Origin of the sequence: Noviherbaspirillum sp. UKPF54 (genome assembly GCF_007874125.1) — a bacterium.
Taxonomy (GTDB): Bacteria; Pseudomonadota; Gammaproteobacteria; order Burkholderiales; family Burkholderiaceae_D; genus Noviherbaspirillum.
On sequence record NZ_CP040128.1, the window covers coordinates 1,273,955 to 1,295,893 of the forward strand.

23 protein-coding genes are annotated in these 21,939 nt (G+C 60.1%); 15 read left to right on the forward strand and 8 right to left on the reverse strand.

Annotated features, from left to right (window positions below; translation table 11 throughout):
- Positions 1-24 precede the first annotated feature (24 nt).
- The 9 genes from FAY22_RS05985 (at position 25) to FAY22_RS06025 (ending at position 8,270) form a co-directional block, all read left to right on the forward strand.
- On the forward strand, positions 25-1,404 hold the full coding sequence (locus FAY22_RS05985) for an L-serine ammonia-lyase (RefSeq protein WP_146329363.1): 1,380 nt from the start codon (positions 25-27) through the stop codon (positions 1,402-1,404).
- 43 nt (positions 1,405-1,447) lie between these two features.
- On the forward strand, positions 1,448-2,572 hold the full coding sequence (gcvT, locus tag FAY22_RS05990; RefSeq protein WP_146329364.1) for a glycine cleavage system aminomethyltransferase GcvT: 1,125 nt from the start codon (positions 1,448-1,450) through the stop codon (positions 2,570-2,572).
- Between the two features lie 9 nt (positions 2,573-2,581).
- On the forward strand, positions 2,582-3,556 hold the full coding sequence (gene lipA, locus FAY22_RS05995; RefSeq protein ID WP_210411902.1) for a lipoyl synthase: 975 nt from the start codon (positions 2,582-2,584) through the stop codon (positions 3,554-3,556).
- Positions 3,557-3,943: 387 nt separating this feature from the next.
- Positions 3,944-4,225 (forward strand): hypothetical protein, encoded by a 282-nt coding sequence (locus FAY22_RS06000; protein WP_146329365.1) that lies wholly within the window; start codon positions 3,944-3,946, stop codon positions 4,223-4,225.
- Positions 4,226-4,400: 175 nt separating this feature from the next.
- Complete coding sequence (locus FAY22_RS06005; protein WP_146329366.1) at positions 4,401-4,823, forward strand: DUF1178 family protein; 423 nt, start codon at positions 4,401-4,403, stop codon at positions 4,821-4,823.
- 137 nt (positions 4,824-4,960) lie between these two features.
- Entirely contained in the window at positions 4,961-6,157 is a 1,197-nt protein-coding gene (locus FAY22_RS06010; RefSeq protein ID WP_146329367.1) for an acyl-CoA dehydrogenase family protein, read from the forward strand.
- Positions 6,158-6,167: 10 nt separating this feature from the next.
- A complete protein-coding gene (locus FAY22_RS06015; protein ID WP_146329368.1) occupies positions 6,168-7,307 on the forward strand; it encodes an acyl-CoA dehydrogenase family protein in 1,140 nt (379 codons plus the stop codon).
- Positions 7,308-7,324: 17 nt separating this feature from the next.
- On the forward strand, positions 7,325-7,780 hold the full coding sequence (locus FAY22_RS06020) for a MaoC family dehydratase (RefSeq protein WP_146329369.1): 456 nt from the start codon (positions 7,325-7,327) through the stop codon (positions 7,778-7,780).
- 34 nt (positions 7,781-7,814) lie between these two features.
- Positions 7,815-8,270: a MaoC family dehydratase gene (locus FAY22_RS06025; protein WP_146329370.1), complete on the forward strand. Its 456-nt coding sequence runs from the start codon at positions 7,815-7,817 to the stop codon at positions 8,268-8,270.
- Between the two features lie 53 nt (positions 8,271-8,323).
- Here the strand turns inward: FAY22_RS06025 and FAY22_RS06030 are convergent, their stop codons facing one another.
- From FAY22_RS06030 to FAY22_RS06045, 4 genes are all read right to left on the reverse strand, one after another.
- Positions 8,324-9,016: a glutathione binding-like protein gene (locus FAY22_RS06030; RefSeq protein ID WP_146329371.1), complete on the reverse strand. Its 693-nt coding sequence runs from the start codon at positions 9,014-9,016 to the stop codon at positions 8,324-8,326.
- Positions 9,017-9,099: 83 nt separating this feature from the next.
- The gene (locus FAY22_RS06035) at positions 9,100-10,167 is read right to left on the reverse strand and encodes a phosphotransferase family protein (protein ID WP_146329372.1); all 1,068 of its coding nucleotides are present in this window, start codon (positions 10,165-10,167) and stop codon (positions 9,100-9,102) included.
- Between the two features lie 109 nt (positions 10,168-10,276).
- Positions 10,277-10,981, reverse strand: a complete 705-nt coding sequence (locus FAY22_RS06040) for a histidine phosphatase family protein (protein ID WP_146329373.1) — start codon at positions 10,979-10,981, stop codon at positions 10,277-10,279.
- Complete coding sequence (locus FAY22_RS06045) at positions 10,978-11,757, reverse strand: oxepin-CoA hydrolase, alternative type (protein WP_146329374.1); 780 nt, start codon at positions 11,755-11,757, stop codon at positions 10,978-10,980. Before FAY22_RS06045 ends, FAY22_RS06040 begins: the two co-directional genes overlap by 4 nt.
- Positions 11,758-11,913: 156 nt before the next feature.
- Here FAY22_RS06045 and FAY22_RS06050 point away from each other — a divergent pair, with 156 nt between their 5' ends.
- The gene (locus FAY22_RS06050; RefSeq protein ID WP_146329375.1) at positions 11,914-12,561 is read left to right on the forward strand and encodes a glutathione S-transferase family protein; all 648 of its coding nucleotides are present in this window, start codon (positions 11,914-11,916) and stop codon (positions 12,559-12,561) included.
- 31 nt (positions 12,562-12,592) lie between these two features.
- Here FAY22_RS06050 and FAY22_RS06055 read toward each other — a convergent pair whose 3' ends face one another.
- The 3 genes from FAY22_RS06055 to FAY22_RS06065 form a co-directional block, all read right to left on the reverse strand.
- Positions 12,593-13,747, reverse strand: a complete 1,155-nt coding sequence (locus tag FAY22_RS06055) for an HD-GYP domain-containing protein (protein WP_146329376.1) — start codon at positions 13,745-13,747, stop codon at positions 12,593-12,595.
- A gap of 155 nt (positions 13,748-13,902) precedes the next feature.
- Positions 13,903-15,072 carry a pyridoxal phosphate-dependent aminotransferase gene (locus tag FAY22_RS06060; RefSeq protein ID WP_146329377.1) on the reverse strand — a complete coding sequence of 390 codons (1,170 nt, stop codon included), beginning with the start codon at positions 15,070-15,072 and terminating at the stop codon, positions 13,903-13,905.
- A gap of 24 nt (positions 15,073-15,096) precedes the next feature.
- Positions 15,097-15,561 (reverse strand): putative toxin-antitoxin system toxin component, PIN family, encoded by a 465-nt coding sequence (locus FAY22_RS06065; RefSeq protein WP_146329378.1) that lies wholly within the window; start codon positions 15,559-15,561, stop codon positions 15,097-15,099.
- A 27-nt stretch (positions 15,562-15,588) separates the two neighbouring features.
- Here FAY22_RS06065 and yaaA point away from each other — a divergent pair, with 27 nt between their 5' ends.
- Positions 15,589-16,365, forward strand: a complete 777-nt coding sequence (gene yaaA, locus FAY22_RS06070) for a peroxide stress protein YaaA (protein ID WP_146329379.1) — start codon at positions 15,589-15,591, stop codon at positions 16,363-16,365.
- A gap of 60 nt (positions 16,366-16,425) precedes the next feature.
- On the opposite strand, the gene FAY22_RS06075 is transcribed toward yaaA, so the two are convergent.
- Positions 16,426-17,223, reverse strand: a complete 798-nt coding sequence (locus FAY22_RS06075) for an outer membrane protein assembly factor BamD (RefSeq protein WP_146329380.1) — start codon at positions 17,221-17,223, stop codon at positions 16,426-16,428.
- A gap of 58 nt (positions 17,224-17,281) precedes the next feature.
- Here FAY22_RS06075 and FAY22_RS06080 point away from each other — a divergent pair, with 58 nt between their 5' ends.
- The 4 genes from FAY22_RS06080 (at position 17,282) to phaR (ending at position 21,928) form a co-directional block, all read left to right on the forward strand.
- On the forward strand, positions 17,282-18,304 hold the full coding sequence (locus FAY22_RS06080) for an RluA family pseudouridine synthase (RefSeq protein ID WP_371417391.1): 1,023 nt from the start codon (positions 17,282-17,284) through the stop codon (positions 18,302-18,304).
- 3 nt (positions 18,305-18,307) lie between these two features.
- Positions 18,308-19,066, forward strand: coding sequence for a peptidoglycan editing factor PgeF (gene pgeF, locus FAY22_RS06085; RefSeq protein WP_146329382.1), 759 nt, complete (start codon positions 18,308-18,310; stop codon positions 19,064-19,066).
- A 343-nt stretch (positions 19,067-19,409) separates the two neighbouring features.
- Positions 19,410-21,119 carry a class I poly(R)-hydroxyalkanoic acid synthase gene (gene phaC, locus FAY22_RS06090; protein ID WP_146329383.1) on the forward strand — a complete coding sequence of 570 codons (1,710 nt, stop codon included), beginning with the start codon at positions 19,410-19,412 and terminating at the stop codon, positions 21,117-21,119.
- Between the two features lie 236 nt (positions 21,120-21,355).
- Positions 21,356-21,928: a polyhydroxyalkanoate synthesis repressor PhaR gene (gene phaR / locus FAY22_RS06095; protein WP_146329384.1), complete on the forward strand. Its 573-nt coding sequence runs from the start codon at positions 21,356-21,358 to the stop codon at positions 21,926-21,928.
- The last annotated feature ends 11 nt before the right edge of the window (positions 21,929-21,939 follow it).

Here is a 21,939-nt window from a genome sequence, read left to right on the forward strand (position 1 = left end):
GGTAGACGAGGCGGCAGGCGAAGTATGGCCATCAGCGTTTTTGAGTTGTTCAAGATTGGCATCGGCCCGTCCAGTTCGCATACCGTCGGGCCGATGCGGGCGGCTTTGCAGTTCGTCAGCGGCTTGCGGGATGCCGGGCTGCTGGCGCAGACGGAAGCGGTCAAGGCGGAGCTGTACGGTTCGCTGGGCGCAACCGGGAAAGGCCACGGCAGCGACAAGGCGGTATTGCTCGGGCTGCAGGGCGAAGCGCCGGACCTGGTTGATACCGATACGGTGGCCGACACGCTGGCGAAGATTCGGCAAGAAAAGCGCATCGACCTGCTCGGGGAAAAAGCGATTCCGTTCATCGAGAGCGAGCATCTGTTGCTCTACAAGCGGCAATCCTTGCCTTATCACCCGAACGGCATGCGCTTCACCGCCTATGGCGCGGCGGGCGCGGAAATCCGCAGCAAGGTGTATTACTCGGTGGGGGGCGGCTTCGTGGTCAACGAAGACGCGGCCGGCATCGACCGGATCGTGCCGGATACGACAGTATTGCCTTATCCGTTCAAGAGCGCGGCGGAAATGCTTGCCCTGTGCAGGCAGCACGGGCTGACGATCAGCCAGCTCATGCTGGAAAACGAGAAGGTGTGGCGCAGCGAACAGGAAACGCGCGCCGGCCTCCTGAGAATCTGGCAGGTGATGCAGGAGTGCGTCAAGCGCGGCTGCGAACGGGAAGGCACGCTGCCGGGCGGCCTGCAGGTGAAACGGCGCGCCGCCGAGCTGTACCGCAAGCTGTCCAGCCAGCCGGAGGCCAGCCTGCGCGATCCTCTGACCACGATGGACTGGGTGAACCTGTATGCGCTGGCGGTCAACGAAGAGAACGCGGCGGGCGGCCGGGTCGTGACGGCGCCGACCAATGGCGCGGCCGGCATCATTCCGGCGGTGCTGCATTACTACCATCGCTTCGTCGCTGGCGCGAACGATGAGGGCGTGATGCGTTTCCTGCTGACGGCCGCGGCGATCGGCATCCTGTACAAGGAGAATGCCTCGATTTCCGGGGCTGAAGTCGGCTGCCAGGGCGAAGTCGGCGTCGCCTGTTCGATGGCTGCGGGCGCGCTGGCCGAAGTGATGGGCGGAACGCCCGAGCAGGTGGAAAATGCCGCGGAAATCGGCATGGAGCATAACCTCGGATTGACCTGCGATCCGATCGGCGGGCTGGTGCAGGTACCCTGCATCGAGCGCAATGCGATGGGATCGATCAAGGCGATCAATGCGGCGCGCATGGCCTTGCGCGGCAGCGGCCAGCATTTCGTGTCGCTCGACAAGGTGATCAAGACCATGCGCGAAACCGGAGCAGACATGAAAACGAAGTACAAGGAGACCGCGCGCGGAGGACTTGCGGTCAATGTGATCGAGTGCTGATGCCGCTCCTTTGCGGCATCGAATAAAAAAGGAAAACAGTTTTATGGAAAACACCACGCAAGCTCTGGCCCGTACTCCGCTGTACAACCTGCATGTCGAACTCGGCGCCCGCATGGTGCCGTTCGCCGGTTACGAAATGCCGGTGCAGTATCCCACCGGCGTGCTCAAGGAGCACAACCATACCCGTACCCAGGCAGGGCTGTTCGACGTGTCGCACATGGGGCAGGTGCGCCTTTCCGGACCGGACGCCGCGGCTGCGCTGGAGACGCTGGTGCCGGTCGATATCATCGATCTCCCGCTGAATACGCAGCGCTACGCGATGTTCACCGACGAGCACGGCGGCATCCTGGACGACCTGATGGTGTCGAACGGCGGCGACCACCTGTTCGTGGTGGTCAATGCCGCGTGCAAGCAGCAGGACGTCGCGCACATGCGCAAGCATATCGGCAACCGTTGCACGATCGAGGAACTCTCGGATCGTGCGCTGCTGGCCTTGCAGGGGCCGGCGGCGGCAACCGTGATGGCGCGCCTCGCGCCGGAAGCGGTGAAGATGGTCTTCATGCAGACCACCAAGGCCACGCTGGTCGGTGCCGAATGCTTCGTCAGCCGTTCCGGCTATACCGGCGAGGATGGCTTCGAAATCTCGGTACCCAACGACAAGGCCGAAGAGCTTGCGCGCCTGCTGCTGGCGCAGCCGGAAGTGGCGCCGATCGGCCTCGGCGCGCGCGACTCGCTGCGGCTGGAAGCCGGGCTGTGCCTGTATGGGCATGACATGGATACGACGACCACGCCGGTCGAGGCCAGCCTGGCGTGGGCGTTGTCCAAGGCGCGTCGCGCGGACGGCGCCCGCCCCGGCGGTTACCTCGGTGCGGAAGTCATCCTGCGGCAGCTTGCCGAAGGCGTGGCACGCAAGCGCGTCGGCCTGCTGGTCAAGGACCGCATGCCGGTGCGTGAAGGCGCGGAATTGACCGACGCCGAAGGCCGCGTGATCGGGAAAGTGACCAGCGGCGGCTTTGGCCCGACGGTGGGCGGCCCGGTCGCGATGGGTTATACCGAAACTGCGCAGTCCAAAATCGGCACTGCGCTGCAGGCGATCGTGCGCGGCAAGCCGGTTCCGGTTGAAGTGGCGAAGACGCCGTTCGCGCCCCAGCGCTACTACCGTGGCTGAAGGCAACCGATGAGCGATTCGAAGATCGATCCGGCTTCGCGCCCGGTGCAGGCCGGCGAAAAGCTGCGCGGCGCGGAAAAGATGGCGCGCATTCCGATCAAGATTGCGCCGACCGAGCCGTCGCAGTACCTGCGCAAGCCGAAGTGGATCCGAGCCGAATTCACCGGGACCCGCGAGGTGCAGCGCCTGAAGTCCGTGCTGCGCGAGAACAAGCTGCATACGGTATGCGAGGAAGCGAAGTGCCCGAACCTGGGCGAATGCTTCAAGAGCGGCACAGCGACCTTCATGATCATGGGTGACATCTGCACCCGGCGCTGCCCGTTCTGCGACGTCGGCCACGGCCGTCCCAACCCGCTCGATCCGGACGAGCCGAAGAACATGGCCGAGACGATCAAGGCGATGGGCCTGAAGTACGTCGTGATCACCTCGGTCGACCGCGACGACCTGCGCGACGGCGGCGCGGCGCATTTCGTCGCCTGCATCCAGGAGGCGCGGCGCCTCAATCCCGGCATCTCGATCGAGATCCTGACGCCGGATTTCCGGGGGCGCGTCGATACTGCGCTGGAAATCCTGCGCGAGGCGCCGCCGGATGTGTTCAATCACAACCTCGAAACGGTGCCACGCCTGTACAAGCAGGCCCGTCCTGGCGCGGATTACGATCATTCGCTCGACCTGCTGTTGCGCGTGAAAGAGCAGCATCCCGATGTTCCGACCAAGTCCGGCCTGATGCTCGGTCTTGGCGAAACTCTGGATGAGGTTGAAGCGGTCATGCGCGACATGCGCGCGCATCGGATCGAGATGCTGACCCTGGGGCAGTATTTACAGCCGAGCGCGCATCATCTGCAGGTGCAGCGCTATGTCACGCCGGAAGAATTCGATGCGTTACGCGTCGCGGGCCAGAAGATGGGGTTCACCCATGTCGCGTCCGGGCCGATGGTGCGATCCTCGTATCACGCGGATCTGCAGGCGAAAGGGCAGTTCTGACTGACGGCGCCTTGCCCAAGAAATGAAGCTTTAGGGAAAATCTTTTCAAATCAAAAGACTAGGAAGAAATCAACATGGTTATCAACAGGCTTAGCCACAGTTGCTGTGGGTAACTTCTGATAATTATCAAAGTCAATATGTTCTTTGTGGTAACGCAAAGCCGGCTTATCCAGTCTGTCATACGATGAGGTCGGTCCCTAAAGGCCTCCCAGGAAGTATTTACCCGCATCGCGTCAGCCATGCGGGTTTTTTTTGTTGACAATTAAATATTCGTTGTTACTGACGAGAATGAAACCCGAATTCCGATTGAGATTTCTCAAAAATTGCCTGTCGAGAATTAAGGATACTTTCTAGTTAGAAAATTCCTTTCATCAACTGGAGACAGTCATGAAGAAACAACTTGAGTCGGACCAAGTTATTGATAATCTGATTGCGGCCATGTTGGGGGAAGACGCAACGCTGCGTCAGAAATATCTGTTCCGTGAGAGCCTGCATAGCCTGGTTCGGCTTGCGAAATCCGAACAGATCATGGAAATCAAGGCGAATGTGCAAAAGCTGACCGGGGCCATGGAGGTGCATAATGCCCGCCGTCGCGCGAAGGCTGTGCTTCTCGCGCAGCGCTTGCCGGCCATCTTGGCCGGCGCACAGCAGCAGTTCGAATTCAATTAAATCAACGACATATCGCTCGATAATTAAGGCGAAACGATGTCCTTTCGGTACGTGTCCCGATAGAAAACTGTAAAATAGTGGCACTTGTGCGGCGGCTTTCATGCCGCCTTCATGCGCACTCTACGTCGGAACGGCAACGCTCCGTTCCGGGTGCGGTTTTCAGTCCGGCACACCCATGAAAGTCTATAACCTCAGTTGTGACCACGAGCATCGTTTCGAAGGATGGTTTTCTTCGGAGGATGATTACGCCTCGCAACTGGCTCAGAACAGGATTGCGTGCCCCGTTTGCGAAAGCCGCTCCATCAACAAGCTTCCTTCCGCTCCGCGTCTCAATCTCTCGTCGGCACAAGAGCCGCGCGGGGACGCCACCGCCAAGATCCAGGCCCAAATCTTGAGCATGGTGCGCAAGGTTATTGAAGGCACCGAGGATGTCGGCGAACGCTTCGCCGACGAGGCCAGGCGCATCCACTACAACGAATCCCCGGAGCGGCCGATTCGCGGTGTCGCCACCGTTGCCGAATGCGAGGCGCTGGTGGACGAGGGGATCGAGGTTACCCCGCTGCCGCTGCCAGCCGCATTGAAGCAGCCGCTCCAATAACGGCAGTTTTCCTCTCACCGATTGACCAGTTCGACTGGTCGACCAGCCACATATTATTTCGCTATGCATTCCTGAAATCCGCTGTATAATCGTTTTCGAACGGTCGTGCTTTTTAACCGGGAAAACTAGGAGACAGCATGGATTTGAATTACACGGCGGAAGATCTGGCCTTCCGCGATACTGTTCGCGCCTTCCTGGATGCGAACCTGCCAAAAGACCTGCAGCACAAAGTCCTCAATCACAAGCGCCTTTCTAAAGAAGATTACGTCCGCTGGCACAAGATCGTCGCCAAGCAGGGCTGGGTCGGCACCGGTTGGCCGGTCGAATACGGCGGCACCGGCTGGACCGCCGTGCAGCGCCACATCTGGGAAGAGGAATGCGCGCGCGCCGGCACCCCGGCGATCCTGCCGTTCGGCGTCAACATGGTGGCGCCCGTCATCATGGCTTACGGTAACGAGGCGCAGAAAAGGCACTACCTGCCGCGCATTCTCAATTGCGACGACTGGTGGTGCCAGGGCTATTCCGAGCCCGGCTCCGGTTCCGACCTCGCGTCGCTGAAGACGCGCGCCGAACGCCAGGGCGACTACTACATCGTCAATGGCCAGAAGACCTGGACCACGCTGGGCCAGCACGCCGACATGATTTTCTGCCTGGTACGCACCGATCCGAACGCGCGCAAGCAGGAAGGCATCTCGTTCCTGCTGATCGACATGAAGACGCCGGGCATCACCGTGCGCCCGATCATCATGCTCGACGAAGAGCATGAGGTGAACGAAGTCTTCTTCGACAACGTGAAGGTGCCGGTGGCGAACCTGATCGGCGAAGAAAACAAGGGCTGGACCTACGCGAAATACCTGCTCGGCCACGAGCGCACCAATATCGCCGCGGTCGGCCGCGCCAAGCGCGAGCTGCAATTCCTGAAGCGCGTCGCCAACAAGCAGCAGAAGAACGGCAAGCCGCTGCTCGATGATCCGCTGTTCGCCGCCAAGGTCGCCAGCCTGGAAATCGAAATCATGGCACTCGAGATGACCGTGCTGCGCGTGCTGTCGCAGGAAGGCGCCAAGCGCGGCCCGGGACCGGAAGCGTCGATGCTGAAGGTGAAGGGCACCGAGGTGCAGCAGTGGCTGACGGAACTGATGGTGGAAGCCGCCGGTCCGTACGCGATGCCTTTCGATCCGGCCTATCTCGAGGGCGAGCACGAGCACAGCATCACCGGAGATGATGATGCGGCACCGCTGGCCGGGTATTACTTCAACTTCCGCAAGACGTCGATCTACGGCGGATCCAACGAGATTCAGAAGAACATCATTTCCCAGATGATCCTGGGGCTGTGAGGGGACAAGCATGGACTTCAATTACACACCGGAGCAACAGCAGTTCAAGGATGCGCTGCGTCGTTTCATCGACAAGGATTACACCTTCGAGCATCGCAACAAGATCGTCCATTCCGACAAGGGAGTTTCGGACGACGCCTGGGCGACGCTGACCGAGCTGGGCATGACGGCATTGCCTATTCCCGAAGAACAAGGCGGTTTCAACGGTTCCGCGGTCGACATGCTGGTCGTGATGCAGGAGTTGGGGCGTGGCCTGGTGGTCGAGCCGTATTTCGCGACGGTCGTCGGCGCGCAATTCCTGAAGCTGGCCGGCGGCCAGGAAGCTCTGCTGGAGCAGGTCGCGGGCGGCGAACTGAAGCTGGCGGCGGCGCTGGGCGAAAAGCAGGCACGCCATGACTTGTCCGATGTCTCGACGACCGCGAAAGCCAATGGCGAGGGTTACGTGATCAACGGCACGAAGACCATCGTCATACATGGCGGGCAGGCCGACAAGATCATCGTATCCGCACGTACGAGCGGCGAGCAGCGCGGCACGAACGGCATTTCGCTGTTCGTGGTGCCGGCCGATGCCGCCGGTGTTTCGATCCGCGACTATCGCACGCTCGATTGCCTGCGCGCGGCCGATATCAGCTTCGACAACGTGCAGGTGCCAACCTCCGCTTTGCTCGGCAAGGAAGGTGCCGGCTGGGACATCCTCGATGCTGCAGCGGATTACGGTGCGACCCTGCTGTGCGCGGAAGCGGTCGGTGCGATGGATGCATTGAATGCAGCGACGCTGGAATACCTTAAAACCCGCCAGCAATTCGGCGTGCCGATCGGTAAATTTCAGGTGCTGCAGCACCGCATGGCCGAGATGTTCATGCAGGCCGAGCAGGCGCGTTCGATGGCGACGCTGGCTGCGGTGAAGGTTGCATCGGCGGACGCGACCGAACGCCGCCGCACCGTGTCGGCCGCGAAGGCGCGCGTCGGCCAGGCGATGAAGTATGTCGGCCAGCAGGCGGTGCAGCTGCATGGCGGCATGGGCGTGACCAACGAGCTGCCGTCCGCGCATCACTTCAAGCGCCTGACCATGATCGAGCTGACGCTGGGCGACACCGATCACCACCTGGCACGTTTTGCCGCGCAGCCGGGCTTCAAGGACGCTGCTTAACAAGGAAAGGGGCGAATATGTCGCAACCGAACTGGTACTTTGAAGATTTTGAAGTGGGTAAGTCCATTGAAGTCGGAAGCCGTACTGTGACGGAAGAGGAAATCATCGATTTTGCGACACAGTTCGACCCCCAGCCATTTCACGTCGATAGGGACGCCGCCGCGAAGTCGATGTACGGCGGAATCATCGCCAGCGGCTGGCATACCTGCGGCATGATCATGCGCCTGATGGTAGATGGATTCCTGAGGGAAGCAGCCAGCCTCGGTTCGCCCGGCGTCGACGAAATCCGCTGGATCAAGCCGGTGCGCGGTGGCGATACGATGACCGTCACGACCACCGCGCTGGAGAAGCGGCCGTCGGGCAGCCGGCCGGACCGTGGCGTGGTGGTCACCTTGTGGGAGGCAAAAAACCAGCACGGAGAACTGGTCGCCACCATCAAGGGCATGGGCATGTTCCAGCGCCGGCCGGCATAAACAAAATATTCAACGAGACGAGTATGGAGACAACATGCGGAAAATTTCGTCGGTAGAAGAACTGAAAAGCCTGGTCGGGCAGGAGGTCGCGGTCACCGACTGGGTGGCGATCAGCCGGGAGCGCGTCAACATGTTTGCCGAAGCGACCGGGGACCATCAATGGATCCATACCGATGTCGAGCGATCGCGCAAGGAGTCGCCGTACGGCGGCACGATTGCGCACGGCTTTCTCACCTTGTCGCTGCTGCCCATGCTGATGGAGAGCGCGGTCAGCATCCCCAGCAGCAAGATGGGCGTGAATTACGGACTGAACAAGGTGCGCTTTCCGGCACCCGTCCCGGTCGGCAGCAAGGTGCGCGCGCGCATGACGCTGCAGGAAGTGGAAGATATCGAAGGCGGCGTGCAGGTCATCTGGAAGGTGACGATCGAACGCGAGGGCGGCGACAAGCCGGTCTGTGTCGCAGAATCGATTTCGCGCCGCTATTGGTAAAACGGAAGGCGTTTTGCAGGGCGTGTCATGACGCGCCCTGCGTGACAGAAGGTTTAGTGCTTCGCGTATTGCGTCTTGCCGAACAGGATATCCCTTGCCTTGTCGTCGGTCAGCGGCTTGCGCTCGCCGGCTAGCACTTCGACGCCGCGCTTGACTGCCGGCCGCTCGCTGATTTCATCGAACCAGCGTTTCGCATTCGGGAAATCCGCCCACTCGATTCCCTGATTCTTCCATGAACGCAGCCACGGGAACGTGGCGATGTCGGCGATCGTGTATTCGTCGCCCGCGAGATAGGCATTTTTCGACAGCTGCCTGTCGATGACGCCGTACAGGCGATGCGCCTCATTCGTATAGCGGTTGACCGCGTACTCGATGTTCTCCGGCGCGTAGATGCGGAAGTGGTGCGCCTGTCCCAGCATCGGCCCGACGCCGCCCATCTGGAACATCAGCCATTGCAGCGTGACGAACTTCTGCCGATCGGTGTTGCCAAGGAATTTGCCTGTCTTGCTGGCAAGGTAGACCAGGATCGCGCCGGATTCGTATAGCGACATCGGCTTGCCGTCGGGGCCGTCGGCGTCGACGATCGCCGGGATCTTGTTGTTGGGGGAAATCGCCAGGAATTCAGGCTTGAACTGGTCACCCTCGCCGATGTTGATGTGATGGACCCGGTAGGGCAGGCCGCATTCTTCCAGCATGATGTGAATCTTGTGGCCGTTGGGCGTGGCGGCGGAATAAACGTCGATCATTTTTTCTCCTTGTTGTCGGAATCTCAAACGCTGCTTGATTATGCAGAAGTTCGAGATTCCGTGCAGACCAAGAAGCGGGGCGATCAACCCTTGGCGCGCGAAGCGTAGCTCCAGCCCATCTCCGCCATCGGGCGCGCGGCCTTGCCGTTCTTGAGCGCCTGCTCGCTGGCGGCGGTGCCGTCGACGTAGCGCTTCATGATGCCTTGCATGATGCCTGCCAGGCGGAACATGTTATAGGCGAGGTAGAAGTCGAAGTCTTCCTTGCGGATCGTCTTGCCGGTGCGCTCGCAGTATTTCGCGATGTACTCGTCTTCGGTCGGAATCCCGAGCGCCTTGTGGTCGAGGCCGCCGATGCCGCGGAACTGGCCCTGCGGGATATGCCAGCTCATGCAGTGGTAGGAGAAGTCGGCCAGCGGGTGGCCCAGCGTCGACAATTCCCAGTCCAGCACCGCCAGCACGCGCGGCTCGGTCGGATGGAAGATCATGTTGTCGAGGCGGTAGTCGCCATGCACGATGCTGGTTTCGTCGCCCGGCGGGATGTTATTCGGCAGCCATTCGATCAGCTTGTCCATCGCCTCGATTTTCTCGGTTTCCGACGCACGGTACTGCTTGGTCCAGCGGTCGATCTGGCGCGCGAAGTAGTTACCCGGCTTGCCGTAGTCGGCCAGGCCGATCGCGGCGTAATCGATCGTGTGCAGCTGGGCGATCACGCGGTTCATCTCGTCGTAGTGCGCGGCGCGCTCGGCGTTGCTCATGCCCGGCATCGACTGGTCCCACAGCACGCGGCCGTCGACGAATTCCATGATGTAGAAGGCGCGGCCGATCACCGACTCGTCCTCGCACAATGCATATTGGCGCGCGGCCGGGAAGCCGGCCTTGTTGAGCGCATCCATCACGCGGAACTCGCGGTCGATCGCATGGGCGGAGGCGAGCAGCTTGGCGGCCGGGCCCGGCTTGGTGCGCAGCACATAGCGTTGGTCGCCTGCGGACAGCTTGAAGGTCGGATTGGATTGCCCGCCCTTGAACTGTTCCACCGTGAGCGGCTCGCCGGAATAGCCTTCGACGTGTTCGCGCATGTAGGCCTGCAATGCGTCGACATCGAACTTCGCGCGCTCCGACACCGGCCGGGTGCCCATGAATTCTTCGAACATCTTGTCTCCTTTGCGTGAGGGGCGGATCAATGATGGCTCATTTTACATTACAAAAGTGTACGCTCGTACTATTTTTCCGGTGCCTGAAGGCGAAAAAGAGGGGCGCGAGCTACAAGCCGCGCGACTTGCGGTACTGATCAAGCAGTACTTCCATCGTGGTATGGCGCGACTCGCCCTGCAGCTCCGAGATGGGCGAGTAATTCACGATGCGCACTACCCAATCGGCATGGGCTGCTCCGACGTCGATCGCATTGATGCAGCCGGCGGTCTGCGCGAGATTGCCGAGAAAGAGCCGCTGGTTGGTCAGCGCGTAGGACAGGATCGCGCGGTTGACGCCGCCATGCAGCACGAGCAGCACCGTGTCCCACGAGGAATCGTTTCGCAGGCGGTCGATGCAGGGATGCACGCGGTCCAGCAGCTGGCCGATGGTTTCGCCGCCGAGGAATTGCTTGTCTTCCGGCACCAGCCCGTCGAAGGCGCCGACGAAAGCTTCTTTCAGGCTTTCGTCCGGAATTGCGGAAAGCTTGCCGCCGCGTAGTTCTTCCAGGTCGCTCCAGTGCTCCAGCTCGATCCGCTGCCCGGTTTCGGCCAACACCCGTGTTGCAGTTTCGACGGTGCGCGGCAAGCCGGACACGATCACGCGGTCGAACCGCAACCCTGCCTGCGCGAACACCTTGCCGGCGGCTGTGGCTTGACGTTGGCCTAGTTCGTTCAAAGGCACCTGTTCCGGGAGGAAGGGTTTGCCTTGTTCGTCGAAATACGTGACGCTGCCGTGGCGCATCAGGTAGATGCGCCGTCTCTGATGGGAAGTCATTTGTAGTGGGGCTTTCTTTTCTCCAGGAAGGCGGTAATGCCTTCATGCCCGTCGCGGTGATGCAGGCTCTCGACGAAATGCCGCTTTTCGCTGTCAAAGTGCCGGGCCAGCGAATTGGCTTGCGCTTCGTGGGTGAGTGTCTTGATACGCTCGACGGCATTGGGCGACAGTTCCGCCAATTCGTCGGCCCAGGCCAGCGCCGCATCCAGCGCGGAGCCATCCGCCGCCAATCGGTTGACCAGCCCCAGTTCATGCAGCCGAGGCGCGGACACCGGCTTGCCTTCAACCAGGATTTCAAACGCCAGCTGGCGCGGCAGGGCGCGCGTCAGGAACCAGGAGCCGCCGCCATCGGGCGTGAGGCCGACGCGTGCGTAGGCCATCACGAACTTGGCGGACTGGCCGGCGACGATCATGTCGCACGCCAGCGCCAGAGAAAAGCCGGCGCCGGCCGCCGCACCGTCGACGGCGGCGATCACCGGTTTCGGGCAATCGCGGATCGCCTCGATCCAGCCGTTCAGCTGGTCGATCGAGTCGGCTTGCACGGACGGATCCTTGCCTCGGTTATCCAGCAACCGGTTGAGGTTGCCGCCGGCGCAGAAAAAATGGTCGGCGCCGGTCAGTACGACCGCGCGGATCGACTCGTCTCGTTCGGCGGTCGTCAGGGTCTCGATCGCGGCGGCGTACATGTCGGGATGCAGCGCATTCCGGGCACCGGGATTGGAGATAGTCAGAATCAGGGTCGCGTCCTGGCGCGAGGCTTGGAGTTCGGCGGACATGGTGATGGCGGGTTGGAAAATGGATGTGCCGTAAAACGCAATTGCATTGCACGATATTATTGCCGAAATGTGGACGTCAAGTGGCTAAGACTGCAATCCGGCCATTTCCTGCAGTAAGCTCGCAAGCAAGAATTCATTAACCAGAGGGGAGACGACATGCTGAAACTCTGCGGCTTTGCCGCCAGCAATTACTACAACAAGGTCAAGTTCGCGCTGCTCGAAAAGGGCGTGCCATTCGAAGAGGAGCTGGTCTGGACCGACCGCTCGCCCGAGTTGCTGGCGCGTTCGCCGTTGGGCAAGGTGCCTTTTTTCGACACCGGGCATGGGCTGCTGTGCGAATCGCAAGTCATGATGGAATACCTGGAAGCCGCGTATCCGGAAAAGCCGCTGATGCCGCCCGACCCGTTCGCAGCCGCCAAGGTGCGCGAGCTGATCGCCTTCATGGAACTGCATCTGGAGCTGGTGGCGCGCGAGTTGTTCGCCGAGGCTTTCTTTGGAGGCAAGGTGTCGGACGAGGTGAAAGAGCGCGCGCACAAGCTGTTGAAGCGCAACGCGAAAGCGTTCGCGCAGCTGGCGAAATTCGCGCCGTACGTGGCCGGCGCGGAATTCACGATGGCCGATTGCGCTGGCCTGGTCCATTTGCCGCTGGTTAGCAGCACGACAAAGAAGATCTACGGCGAAGACGTGCTGGCCGGTTTGCCGTTGCAGGAATATGTGGCGATGATGAACGAGCGGCCCGCTGCGCAGCGCGTCAATGCGGATCGCAAGGCCAACTCCGCGCTGTTCATGCAGCGCTTCAGGTAATACGCGGGGAAGGCCGCGGCGCGGACTTCATTCATGGCGCGGCGACGTCGCCCCAGAGTTGGTGCATGCTGAAGCGCAGGGTGATCTGATCGCTCGACACCGCCTCCCGGATCGCAAACGCCTTCTTTGCCGTCTCGCGTTGCAGCGGGATGGATAGCGCGGAGTTGCGCGGGCCGATGAAGGCATGCACGATCGCTAACTCCTCGGCCGTCGCCCGCTTGGTCACTACCGCGATTTCCTCGTTTTGCAGGCGGACGAAGGCGCCGGGCGGATACATGCCGAGCTCCTTGATGAAATAGGCCGCTAGCATCGGGTCGCTGGCCTTGCCGCCGGCCATCAGCACATCGCGCAGCGAGGCATTCGGCATCAGCGTCTTGCGGTACTTGCGGTGAGAGACGGCGGCGCAATAGCGGTCGGCCATCGCGACGATCCTGGCGTTTTGCGGAATATCCCCGATTCCCGTGCCGAGCGGATAGCCGCTGCCGTCTTCGTTTTCATGGTGCAGCAGCACATACGACAGCCATTCCGGATCCGATATGCCGGCCTGGCGCAGGATGGCGACCGACTCCTGCGGATGGTGGCGGATGATGTCGTTTTCCTTCTCGGTGAGCGGTTCGGATTTGCTCTCGAGATGGTCCTGCTGGCGCAGCATGCCGATATTCATGGTCAGGGCTGCCGCCATGATGGCTTGCATTTCATCCGGGGTTTTCTTCATCGCGCGTGCCACGTGCAGTGCAACGATCGCGGTATCGACGCTGTGCCGCACCGCATAGTTGGCGGCATCCTGGTTGAGCAGCACGCTGGCCAGCGCCACGTCGGAATTGATGTTGACCGCGTGATTCAGTGCTTTCACGACTTCGAGGAGCTTTTCCTGCGCCCCGTCTTCGTTGACGAGGTTGTAAAGCAGGCGTTCGAGCCGCTTGTTCGCCAGGTTGATGAAATGGAGCGCGGACGGGGTTTCCGCCTTTTTGGGCACGGGGCGTTCATGCGCCTTGGCAGCAGCCTGCGTCGCTTCTTCCGAGGATCGATTGATATACAGGCCGCGCTCTAGCAGTTTGTGCAACTGTTCGACGGATTGGACGATCTGCCCGCGGCGCAGCAGCAGCTTGTCGCCTTCGGTATAGACGTCCCAAGGCAATGGATGGCCGATCAGGAAGTCTGCAACAGTGAGGTTTTTCTGGTCCATCTGCTATCCCTGCACCGAACAATGACGGGGTTGCAAAATGCGGCCTTGCATGTCTTTTATGCAACTTGCCTTCGCGCCGACGATGAATGACCGGTACGCCTTGCCTCTGTTATCGGCAGATTTTTTTGTTTCCTATAGGCAGCATAAGAAATTTTCTAGAGGGTTGCAAGCCGCTCAAGGGCGCTGCGCAAAGTTTCATCCTTCTTGGCGAAACAGAAGCGGACGATGCCCGATTCCCGTGGCTGCTGATAGAAGGCGGAAACAGGAATGGCGGCGACGCCGATTTCGGCCGTCAGCCATTTTGCAAAGTCGGCTTCCGGCATGTCCGACACGGCGGAGTAATCGACGCACTGGAAATAGGTGCCGTCGGACGGCAGCAGCTTGAAACGGGTCGATGCCAGCCCGTTGCGAAACAGGTCGCGCTTGCGCTGGTAGAACGCGGGAAGTTCGAGATAGGGCGCCGGGTCGCCCATGTAGCGCGCCAGCGCATGCTGCACCGGCGTATTGACGGTAAAGACGTTGAACTGATGCACCTTGCGAAATTCGCCGGACAGTGGGGCCGGAGCGGCGACATAGCCGACCTTCCATCCGGTCACGTGATAGGTCTTGCCGAAACTCGAGATGACGAAGGCGCGCGTCGCCAGCTCCGGATGACGGCACACCGATTCATGGCGCGCGTCGCCGTACACCATGTGTTCGTACACTTCGTCGGAAATGATCAGGATGCCAGTGCCGCGCACGATGGCCGCGAGCGCCGCGAGGTCCGCCGCACGCAGCACCGAGCCGGTCGGATTGTGCGGCGAATTGACCATGATCAGGCGGGTGCGGTCCGTGACCGCCGCGGCCACTTTTTCCCAGGGCACGGAATAACCGCCCGGGCCGACTTCCATCTGCACGAAAACCGGTTTTCCACCGGCCAGCTCTATCGCCGGCACGTAGCTGTCGTAAGCCGGTTCGATCACGATGACTTCGTCGCCGGCATGGACGCTGCACAGGATCGCCGTCAGGATGGCCTGGGTGGCACCCGCCGTCACGGTGATTTCCGTGGCAGCGTCATAGGCGTGGCCGTACAGCGCGGCAATCTTTGCCGCGATCGCTTCGCGCAACGCCGGCACGCCCGTCATCGGCGGATACTGGTTCATGCCTTGCTTCATCGCCGCCGACACCGCGTCGACCAGAGCCGGGTCACAGTCGAAATCCGGAAAACCCTGGCCCAGGTTGACCGCGCCTTTTTCCGCCGCCAGGGCCGACATGACGGTAAAGATCGTGGTGCCGACGTTCGGCAGTTTCGACTGTAGAGCGGGAGTGCTGGAAGACGGATTCATGCGGCATGCGGGCAGTTGTGGGAATCAAGCTGGCATTGTAACCATTGCCGCCTCGGTCGGCTGCCAGGATTCCGGCTGGATGATGCCGAACAGCCCCGCGCGCGCGGTTCTTTTTCCCAGTTTCAGCAGTGCTTTGTCCTTGGTGATCAAGGTATGCGCCCGGGCGTCGCGCGCCAGTTCGAGGAATTTCTGGTCGTCCGGGTCCTTGCAGACGGGGAGGCGAATGTCGTCGCGCGGCAGCAGCATGTCGGCCGCGAGGCAGGTGATCAGGGCATCGAACTGCGCCGCCGCAAGTGGCCGCGATTGCTCGTCCAGCGGGAGGTGACGGTATTCCAGCACCAGCAGCCACTCGGTGCGGCAATCGTCCCGCGTCACAGCTTCCACCGTGCCAGCCTGCAGCGCCGCCAGCAGCCCTGCCCAGCGCGGGTCGCGAAACACGAACAGATCCAGGCAGACGTTGGTGTCGATTACAATGCGCGTCGGTATCATTGCCTTAGTTATCCTGATTGATTTTCCATGCTGATTGTTTTATCGCCCGCCAAGACGCTCGACTACGACACGCCTGCAACGACCGATGCGCACACCCTCCCGGATTTCCTCAGCCATTCGGCCGAACTGATCGCTACCCTGAAACAGCTGTCGCCGGCCCAGGTCGGCAGCCTGATGCGGATTTCGGATGCCTTGGCGGTGTTGAACGTCGGGCGTTACGCTTCCTGGTCGACCAGCTTCACCAAAGAGAACGCAAAACAGGCGATTCTCGCATTTAACGGCGATGTCTACGAGGGGCTCGACGCGGCGTCGCTTACCGCGAAACAGCTCGATGTCGCGCAATCCAGGATTCGCATTTTATCCGGCTTGTACGGCGTGCTGCGTCCGCTCGACCTGATGCAGCCGTATCGGCTGGAAATGGGAACCCGGCTGGCTAACCCACGCGGCAAGGATCTGTATGCATTCTGGGGCGACCGGGTTACCGAGGCGCTCAACCAGGCCTTGGACGAGCAGAAGTCGATGGCGCTGGTCAATCTCGCGTCGGAAGAGTATTTCAGGGTGGTCAAGCCCCGTTTGTTGAAGGCGCCGGTCATCACGCCGGTGTTCGAGGACTGGAAGGGCGGCAAGTACAAGGTGATTTCGTTTTACGCCAAGCGCGCGCGCGGCATGATGGCGCGCTACGCGGTGAAGAACGGGATCAGGCAGCCGGAAAAGCTGAAGGAATTCGATGCGGAAGGATATGCGTTCGACGCGGCAGCCTCAAACGACAACATGTGGGTCTTTCGGCGTCGTATCGAGGGCTAGGCCGGAAACGACAAAGCCTCGCATTGCGAGGCTTTGTCATTTTGTCGCGGTAAGCGCGACTTACCAGATTTTCCACCACGGGCCGCTTTGCGCCACTGTGCCCTTGAAAAATGCGCTGTTCGGGAAATTCGCTTTCAGCACGCGTTCTGTATCGTCGCGCAGATCGGTCAGGCCCAGTGCATCGTATGATTTCACCATGATGGTCAGGGCTTCCTCGATCACCGGCGCGTCGCGGTATTCGTTGACCGCTACCTGAGCACGGTTGGCCGCCGCCACGTAGGCGCCGCGGCGATAGTAGTAACTTGCTACATGCACTTCGTGGCGTGCCATGGCATTGACCAGGTACTTCATGCGGGCGATCGCATCCTTGGCGTATTTGCTGTCCGGGAAACGCTCGGCCAGCTGCTTGAAGGAGTCGAAGGCTTCATGCGCGGCTTTCGGATCGCGTTCGCTCGGATCCTGCTTCGACAGGAAATCGAAGAAGCCGGTGTTGTCGTTAAAGTTGATCAGTCCGCGCAGGTAATACATGTAATCGACGTTCGGATGATTCGGGTGCAGCTTGATGAAGCGCTCCACCGCGGCCAGCGCCTGCGCCTGGTCGCCCTGGCGGTAATTGGCGTAGGCGATTTCCATCTGCGCCTGCTGCGCATAGGTGCCGAATGGATAACGCGACTCCAGCTTTTCGAAGTACTGGATCGCTTTTTCGTAATTCCCGCTCGATAATTCGTCGCGAGCCTCCGAGTATAATTTGGCGGCTGGCCAATCCTTGGTCTCATCCACTTTTTCGGGAAGCAGACCGCAACCCGACAGCGAGGCGGCGAGAACAAGGGCAGCGAACTTCAGGGATTTTTTTTGCATGACGTTGCAAGAATACATCTGAACAAGAGATCGATTATAGCTGATGGAACTTGCCACGATGCGCGCCGAAAAACCGAATTTGAATAATAAAACCCTGCCCGACTCCGATTTCGAGGACGTCGATGAAGATGCAGGCTTGCCGGAGCAAGCCGCGATCACCCTGGTCCTGAGCCCCGAATATTGCGGCATGCGGCTCGACAAGGTGCTGTCGACACTGGTTCCGCAATATTCGCGCAGCCGCCTGCAGCAATGGATAGAAGCCGGCCATGTCATCGTGGACGGTCAGCCTGCGCGCCCGAAAACGACGATGCTGGGCGACGAAACCATCGTCGTGCAGCCGCAGGCAGCGCCCGAGGAACAGGCCTATCAGCCGGAACTGATGACGCTGCCAATCGTCCACGAAGATGCGTCGATTCTGGTTATTGACAAACCGGCCGGCCTGGTCGTGCATCCGGCGGCAGGCAACTGGACCGGTACCTTGCTCAACGGGCTGCTGCACCACATTCCGTCGCAGGCCGGCGTACCGCGCGCGGGAATCGTGCATCGCCTCGACAAGGAAACCAGCGGCTTGATGGTGGTCGCCAAGACCCTGGAAGCGCAGACCGACCTGGTGCGCCAGCTGCAGGCGCGCACCGTCAAGCGCGAATATCTGGCGCTGGTGTGGGGCATGCCGCAGATTAGCGGCCGGATCGAGGCCGCGATCGGCCGCCACCCGCGCGACCGCATCAAGATGGCCGTCTCCACGCATGAAAGCGCCAAGCCGGCAGTCACGCATTACCAGCGCCTGGCAACCGGACAGCTCGATGGCCGCGCGGTGAGCCTATTGCGTTGCCAATTGGAAACTGGGCGAACCCACCAGATCCGCGTCCATATGGCGTCGATCGGTTTTCCATTGGTGGGCGATCCGCTATATGGAAAGCCGCACTTGGCATCAGCGTTCGCCCGCCAGGCGTTGCATGCCTATCGGCTCGGCCTGACGCACCCCGGGTCGGAACAGCATTGCGAATGGCGCGCGGCATTGCCGCCCGATTTGGCGGAACTGTTCGAGCGGGCCGGCATAGACGCAGCCGCGGCGGATTGATCAATGCCCCATTTCGTCGTCCCCGACTGGATCGGTGCGCCTCCCAACGTCGCAGCACTGTCGACCACGCGCATAGGCGGCGTGAGCCGTGCGCCGTATGACGATGGTGTAGGCGGCGGCGGACTGAATCTGGGCGCGCATGTCGGAGACGATCCCGCGCACGTCGCCCGCAACAGGGCGCTGTTGCGCCAGCATTTGCCGGCCGAGCCTGCCTGGCTGTCGCAAGTGCACGGCACGACGGTGGTCGACGCCGCCGGCATAGGTCAGACTGTTCCGGACGCGGACGCCAGCGTTGCGAATCAGCCCGGAGTCGTCTGCGTCATCCAGACCGCGGACTGTCTGCCGGTGTTGTTTTGCGATACGCGAGGGCGCGCGGTCGGCGCCGCGCATGCCGGATGGCGCGGCTTGGCGCAAGGCGTACTGGACAACACGATCGCGCGCATGCGCGACGCGGGCGCGGATGAAATCTTGGCCTGGCTCGGGCCGGCCATCGGCCCGGAGCGCTTCGAGGTCGGGCAAGACGTGTACGACGCATTCGTCAAGCGCGATGCCCGCCTTGCTGCGGCATTCATGCCGAATCCCGATCAGGCGGGAAAATATTGGGCCGATATTTATAGCTTGGCGAGGGCGATACTCGCGCATGCGGGCATCACCCGCATATACGGCGGCGGCCTGTGCACCGTGACCGATCGAGGAAGTTTTTTTTCCTATCGACGCGACAAGACGACTGGCCGTATGGCATCGTTGATTTGGCTCAAATAGTTGCCTTCTTTCATGGGTGAAGATTGGTGCGCCCATTTCAATTGGCCTGTACCTCTCGTCATTGCCTTTCTCAAGAGAAATATCAAGCGCATGATTCAATCCGTTATGCGGAAATATTTTCAATTTCTTTGTTATGGGCTTGGCGCTGGCGTGTATACGGCAAGTTAAAATGGGCTGCTGGGGAGACACTAGACGTACAGCATACAGATCGTGGCCGGCAAGGAGAATCGCACGGTGACAGGCATTGCAAAAACAAGATAAATCCGGCGATGGCAGCGATCGAACCGAAGGTTAAGTACCACACCCGAACTTCAACGACACGTCAAAACCTAGAGATGCACGCATGAACATGTTCACCCCGCAAACCGATTTCGCCTCGTGGATGCCCAAGTTCGATCCCACGGCATGGCAATCCTGGCTCAAAACCCAGCAAATTGATACGAAGCCGATCACCGCAACGATGAAGGAGTTCGGTGCGACTATCGATCCCTCAACGATTGCGCAGTTGCAGAACGACTATATGCAGCAATGCTCTTCGCTGTGGCAGGAGATGCTGAGCTCAAAGACGCCCGCGATTCCCGACCGGCGCTTCGCCGGCCCGGAATGGCAGTCGAACCCGATGTTCGCTTTCAACGCCGCCACGTACTTGCTGAATTCGCGATTCCTGATGGCCATGGCGGACGCCGTGGAAGCAACGCCGCGCGCGAAGCAGAAAATCCGCTTCGCGGTTCAGCAATTGGTCGATGCCATGTCGCCGGCAAATTTTCTCGCGACCAATCCGGAAGCACAGCAAAAACTGATCGAGACCAAGGGAGAGAGCCTGATGAAAGGCATTTCCCACATGATCGAAGACTTGCAAAAAGGCCATATCTCGCAATCTGACGAGTCCGCTTTCGAAGTCGGGCGCAATGTGGCCACTACCGAAGGCGCGGTCGTATTCGAAAACGCGTTTTTCCAGCTCATCCAGTACAAGCCCCTGACAAAAACCGTCTTCGAGCGACCGCTGCTGCTGGTTCCGCCTTGCATCAACAAGTACTACATTCTGGATCTGCAGCCGGAAAATTCGCTGGTGCGCTATGCCGTCAGCGAAGGACACACGGTATTCCTCGTTTCATGGCGCAATCCGGATGCCTCGCTGGCCAATGCGACCTGGGACGACTATATCGAACAAGGCGCGATCGAGGCAATTAACGTCGTGCGTGACATTTCCAAGCAGGACCAGATCAATGCACTTGGCTTCTGCGTGGGCGGAACGATTCTGTCGACAGCACTGGCATTGCTTTTTGCGCGCGGCGAAAAACCCGTGTCCAGCGTCACCCTGCTGACCACGCTGCTGGATTTCTCGGAGACCGGCGTCATCGACGTCTTCATCGACGAGGCGCAGGTTGCGTTGCGCGAAAAGACCATCGGCAACGGCGGGCTCATGCCGGGACGAGATTTCACGTCCGCATTTTCCAGTCTGCGGCCGAACGACCTAGTCTGGAATTACGTGAAGTCGAACTACCTGAAGGGGGAAAACCCGCCGCCGTTCGACCTCCTGTACTGGAATGCGGATGCCACCAATCTTCCGGGACCGATGTTCTGCTGGTACCTGCGCAACCTTTACCTTGAAAACAGCCTGAAGGTGCCGGGCAAGCTCACGGTGGCTGGCGAGCCGGTCGATCTCGGCGCAATCGATGCGCCGGTCTTCATCTACGGGTCGCGCGAAGATCACATCGTTCCGTGGACCGCCGCCTACGAATCGAACAACCTCTTGAACGCCAGAAAGCGCGGCAATAACCGTTTCGTGCTCGGCGCGTCCGGCCACATCGCTGGCGTGATCAATCCGCCGGCCAAGAAGAAACGCAGCTACTGGACCAACGACAAGCCGGCGGCCAGCGCCGACGCATGGATGAAAGGCGCGACCGAGCATCCGGGCAGTTGGTGGCCGGAATGGTCGTCATTCCTCGGTGCAAACGCAGGCGAGCAAGTGAAGGCACCCAAGTACGGCAACCCCAAGTACAAGGTGATCGAGCCTGCACCGGGCCGCTATGTGAAGGTCAAGGCGGAATAAGCGGCGCGCCGGATGGATAACGTATCTTTTGCCAATACGCCATGCATGGCGTATTGGCATTGCTAAAAAGAAATAAAGTTGTTCTCAATTGCATTGCAATAACCTTATAATAATCTGGCAATAGTTGCGTAAATCTTTGTTTTCTCGCACTATAATTAAACGAGACAGAGGCGAACGCATGTTCGCTTTTTATAAAACGGCATAAATGCGTTGCAACGCAAAACACTGGAAATTCGATGAATAGTGCAAAAAAGGCTACCGAGCGCTTGATCAAGAAGTATCCGAACCGCCGCCTTTACGATACCCAGACCAGTTCCTACATTACGCTCTCCGACGTGAAGCAACTGGTGCTCGACAACGAAGAGTTCACCGTCGTCGATGCCAAGACCGAGGAAGACCTGACTCGCAGCATTCTTTTGCAGATCATCCTGGAAGAAGAGGCGAACGGCACGCCGATGTTTTCCAGCAGTGCGCTGTCGCAGATCATCCGTTACTACGGCCACGCGATGCAGGGGATGATGGGTTCCTATATCGAGAAAAATATCCAGGCCTTCATCGACATCCAGAACAAGCTGGCCGAAACTTCCAAGGGCTTTTACGAAGGCAAGCCGTTTAGTCAGGAAATGTGGACCCAGTTCATGAATGTGCAGGGGCCGATGATGCAGGGGATGATGAGCAACTACATCGAGCAGAGCAAGAATTTGTTTATGCAGATGCAGGAGCAGATGCAGAACCAGACCAAGAATATGTTCGGCAGCTTTCCGGGGAATTTCCCGTTTCCTGGCATGACCGACAAGGACAAGAAATAGTCCACGCTTTA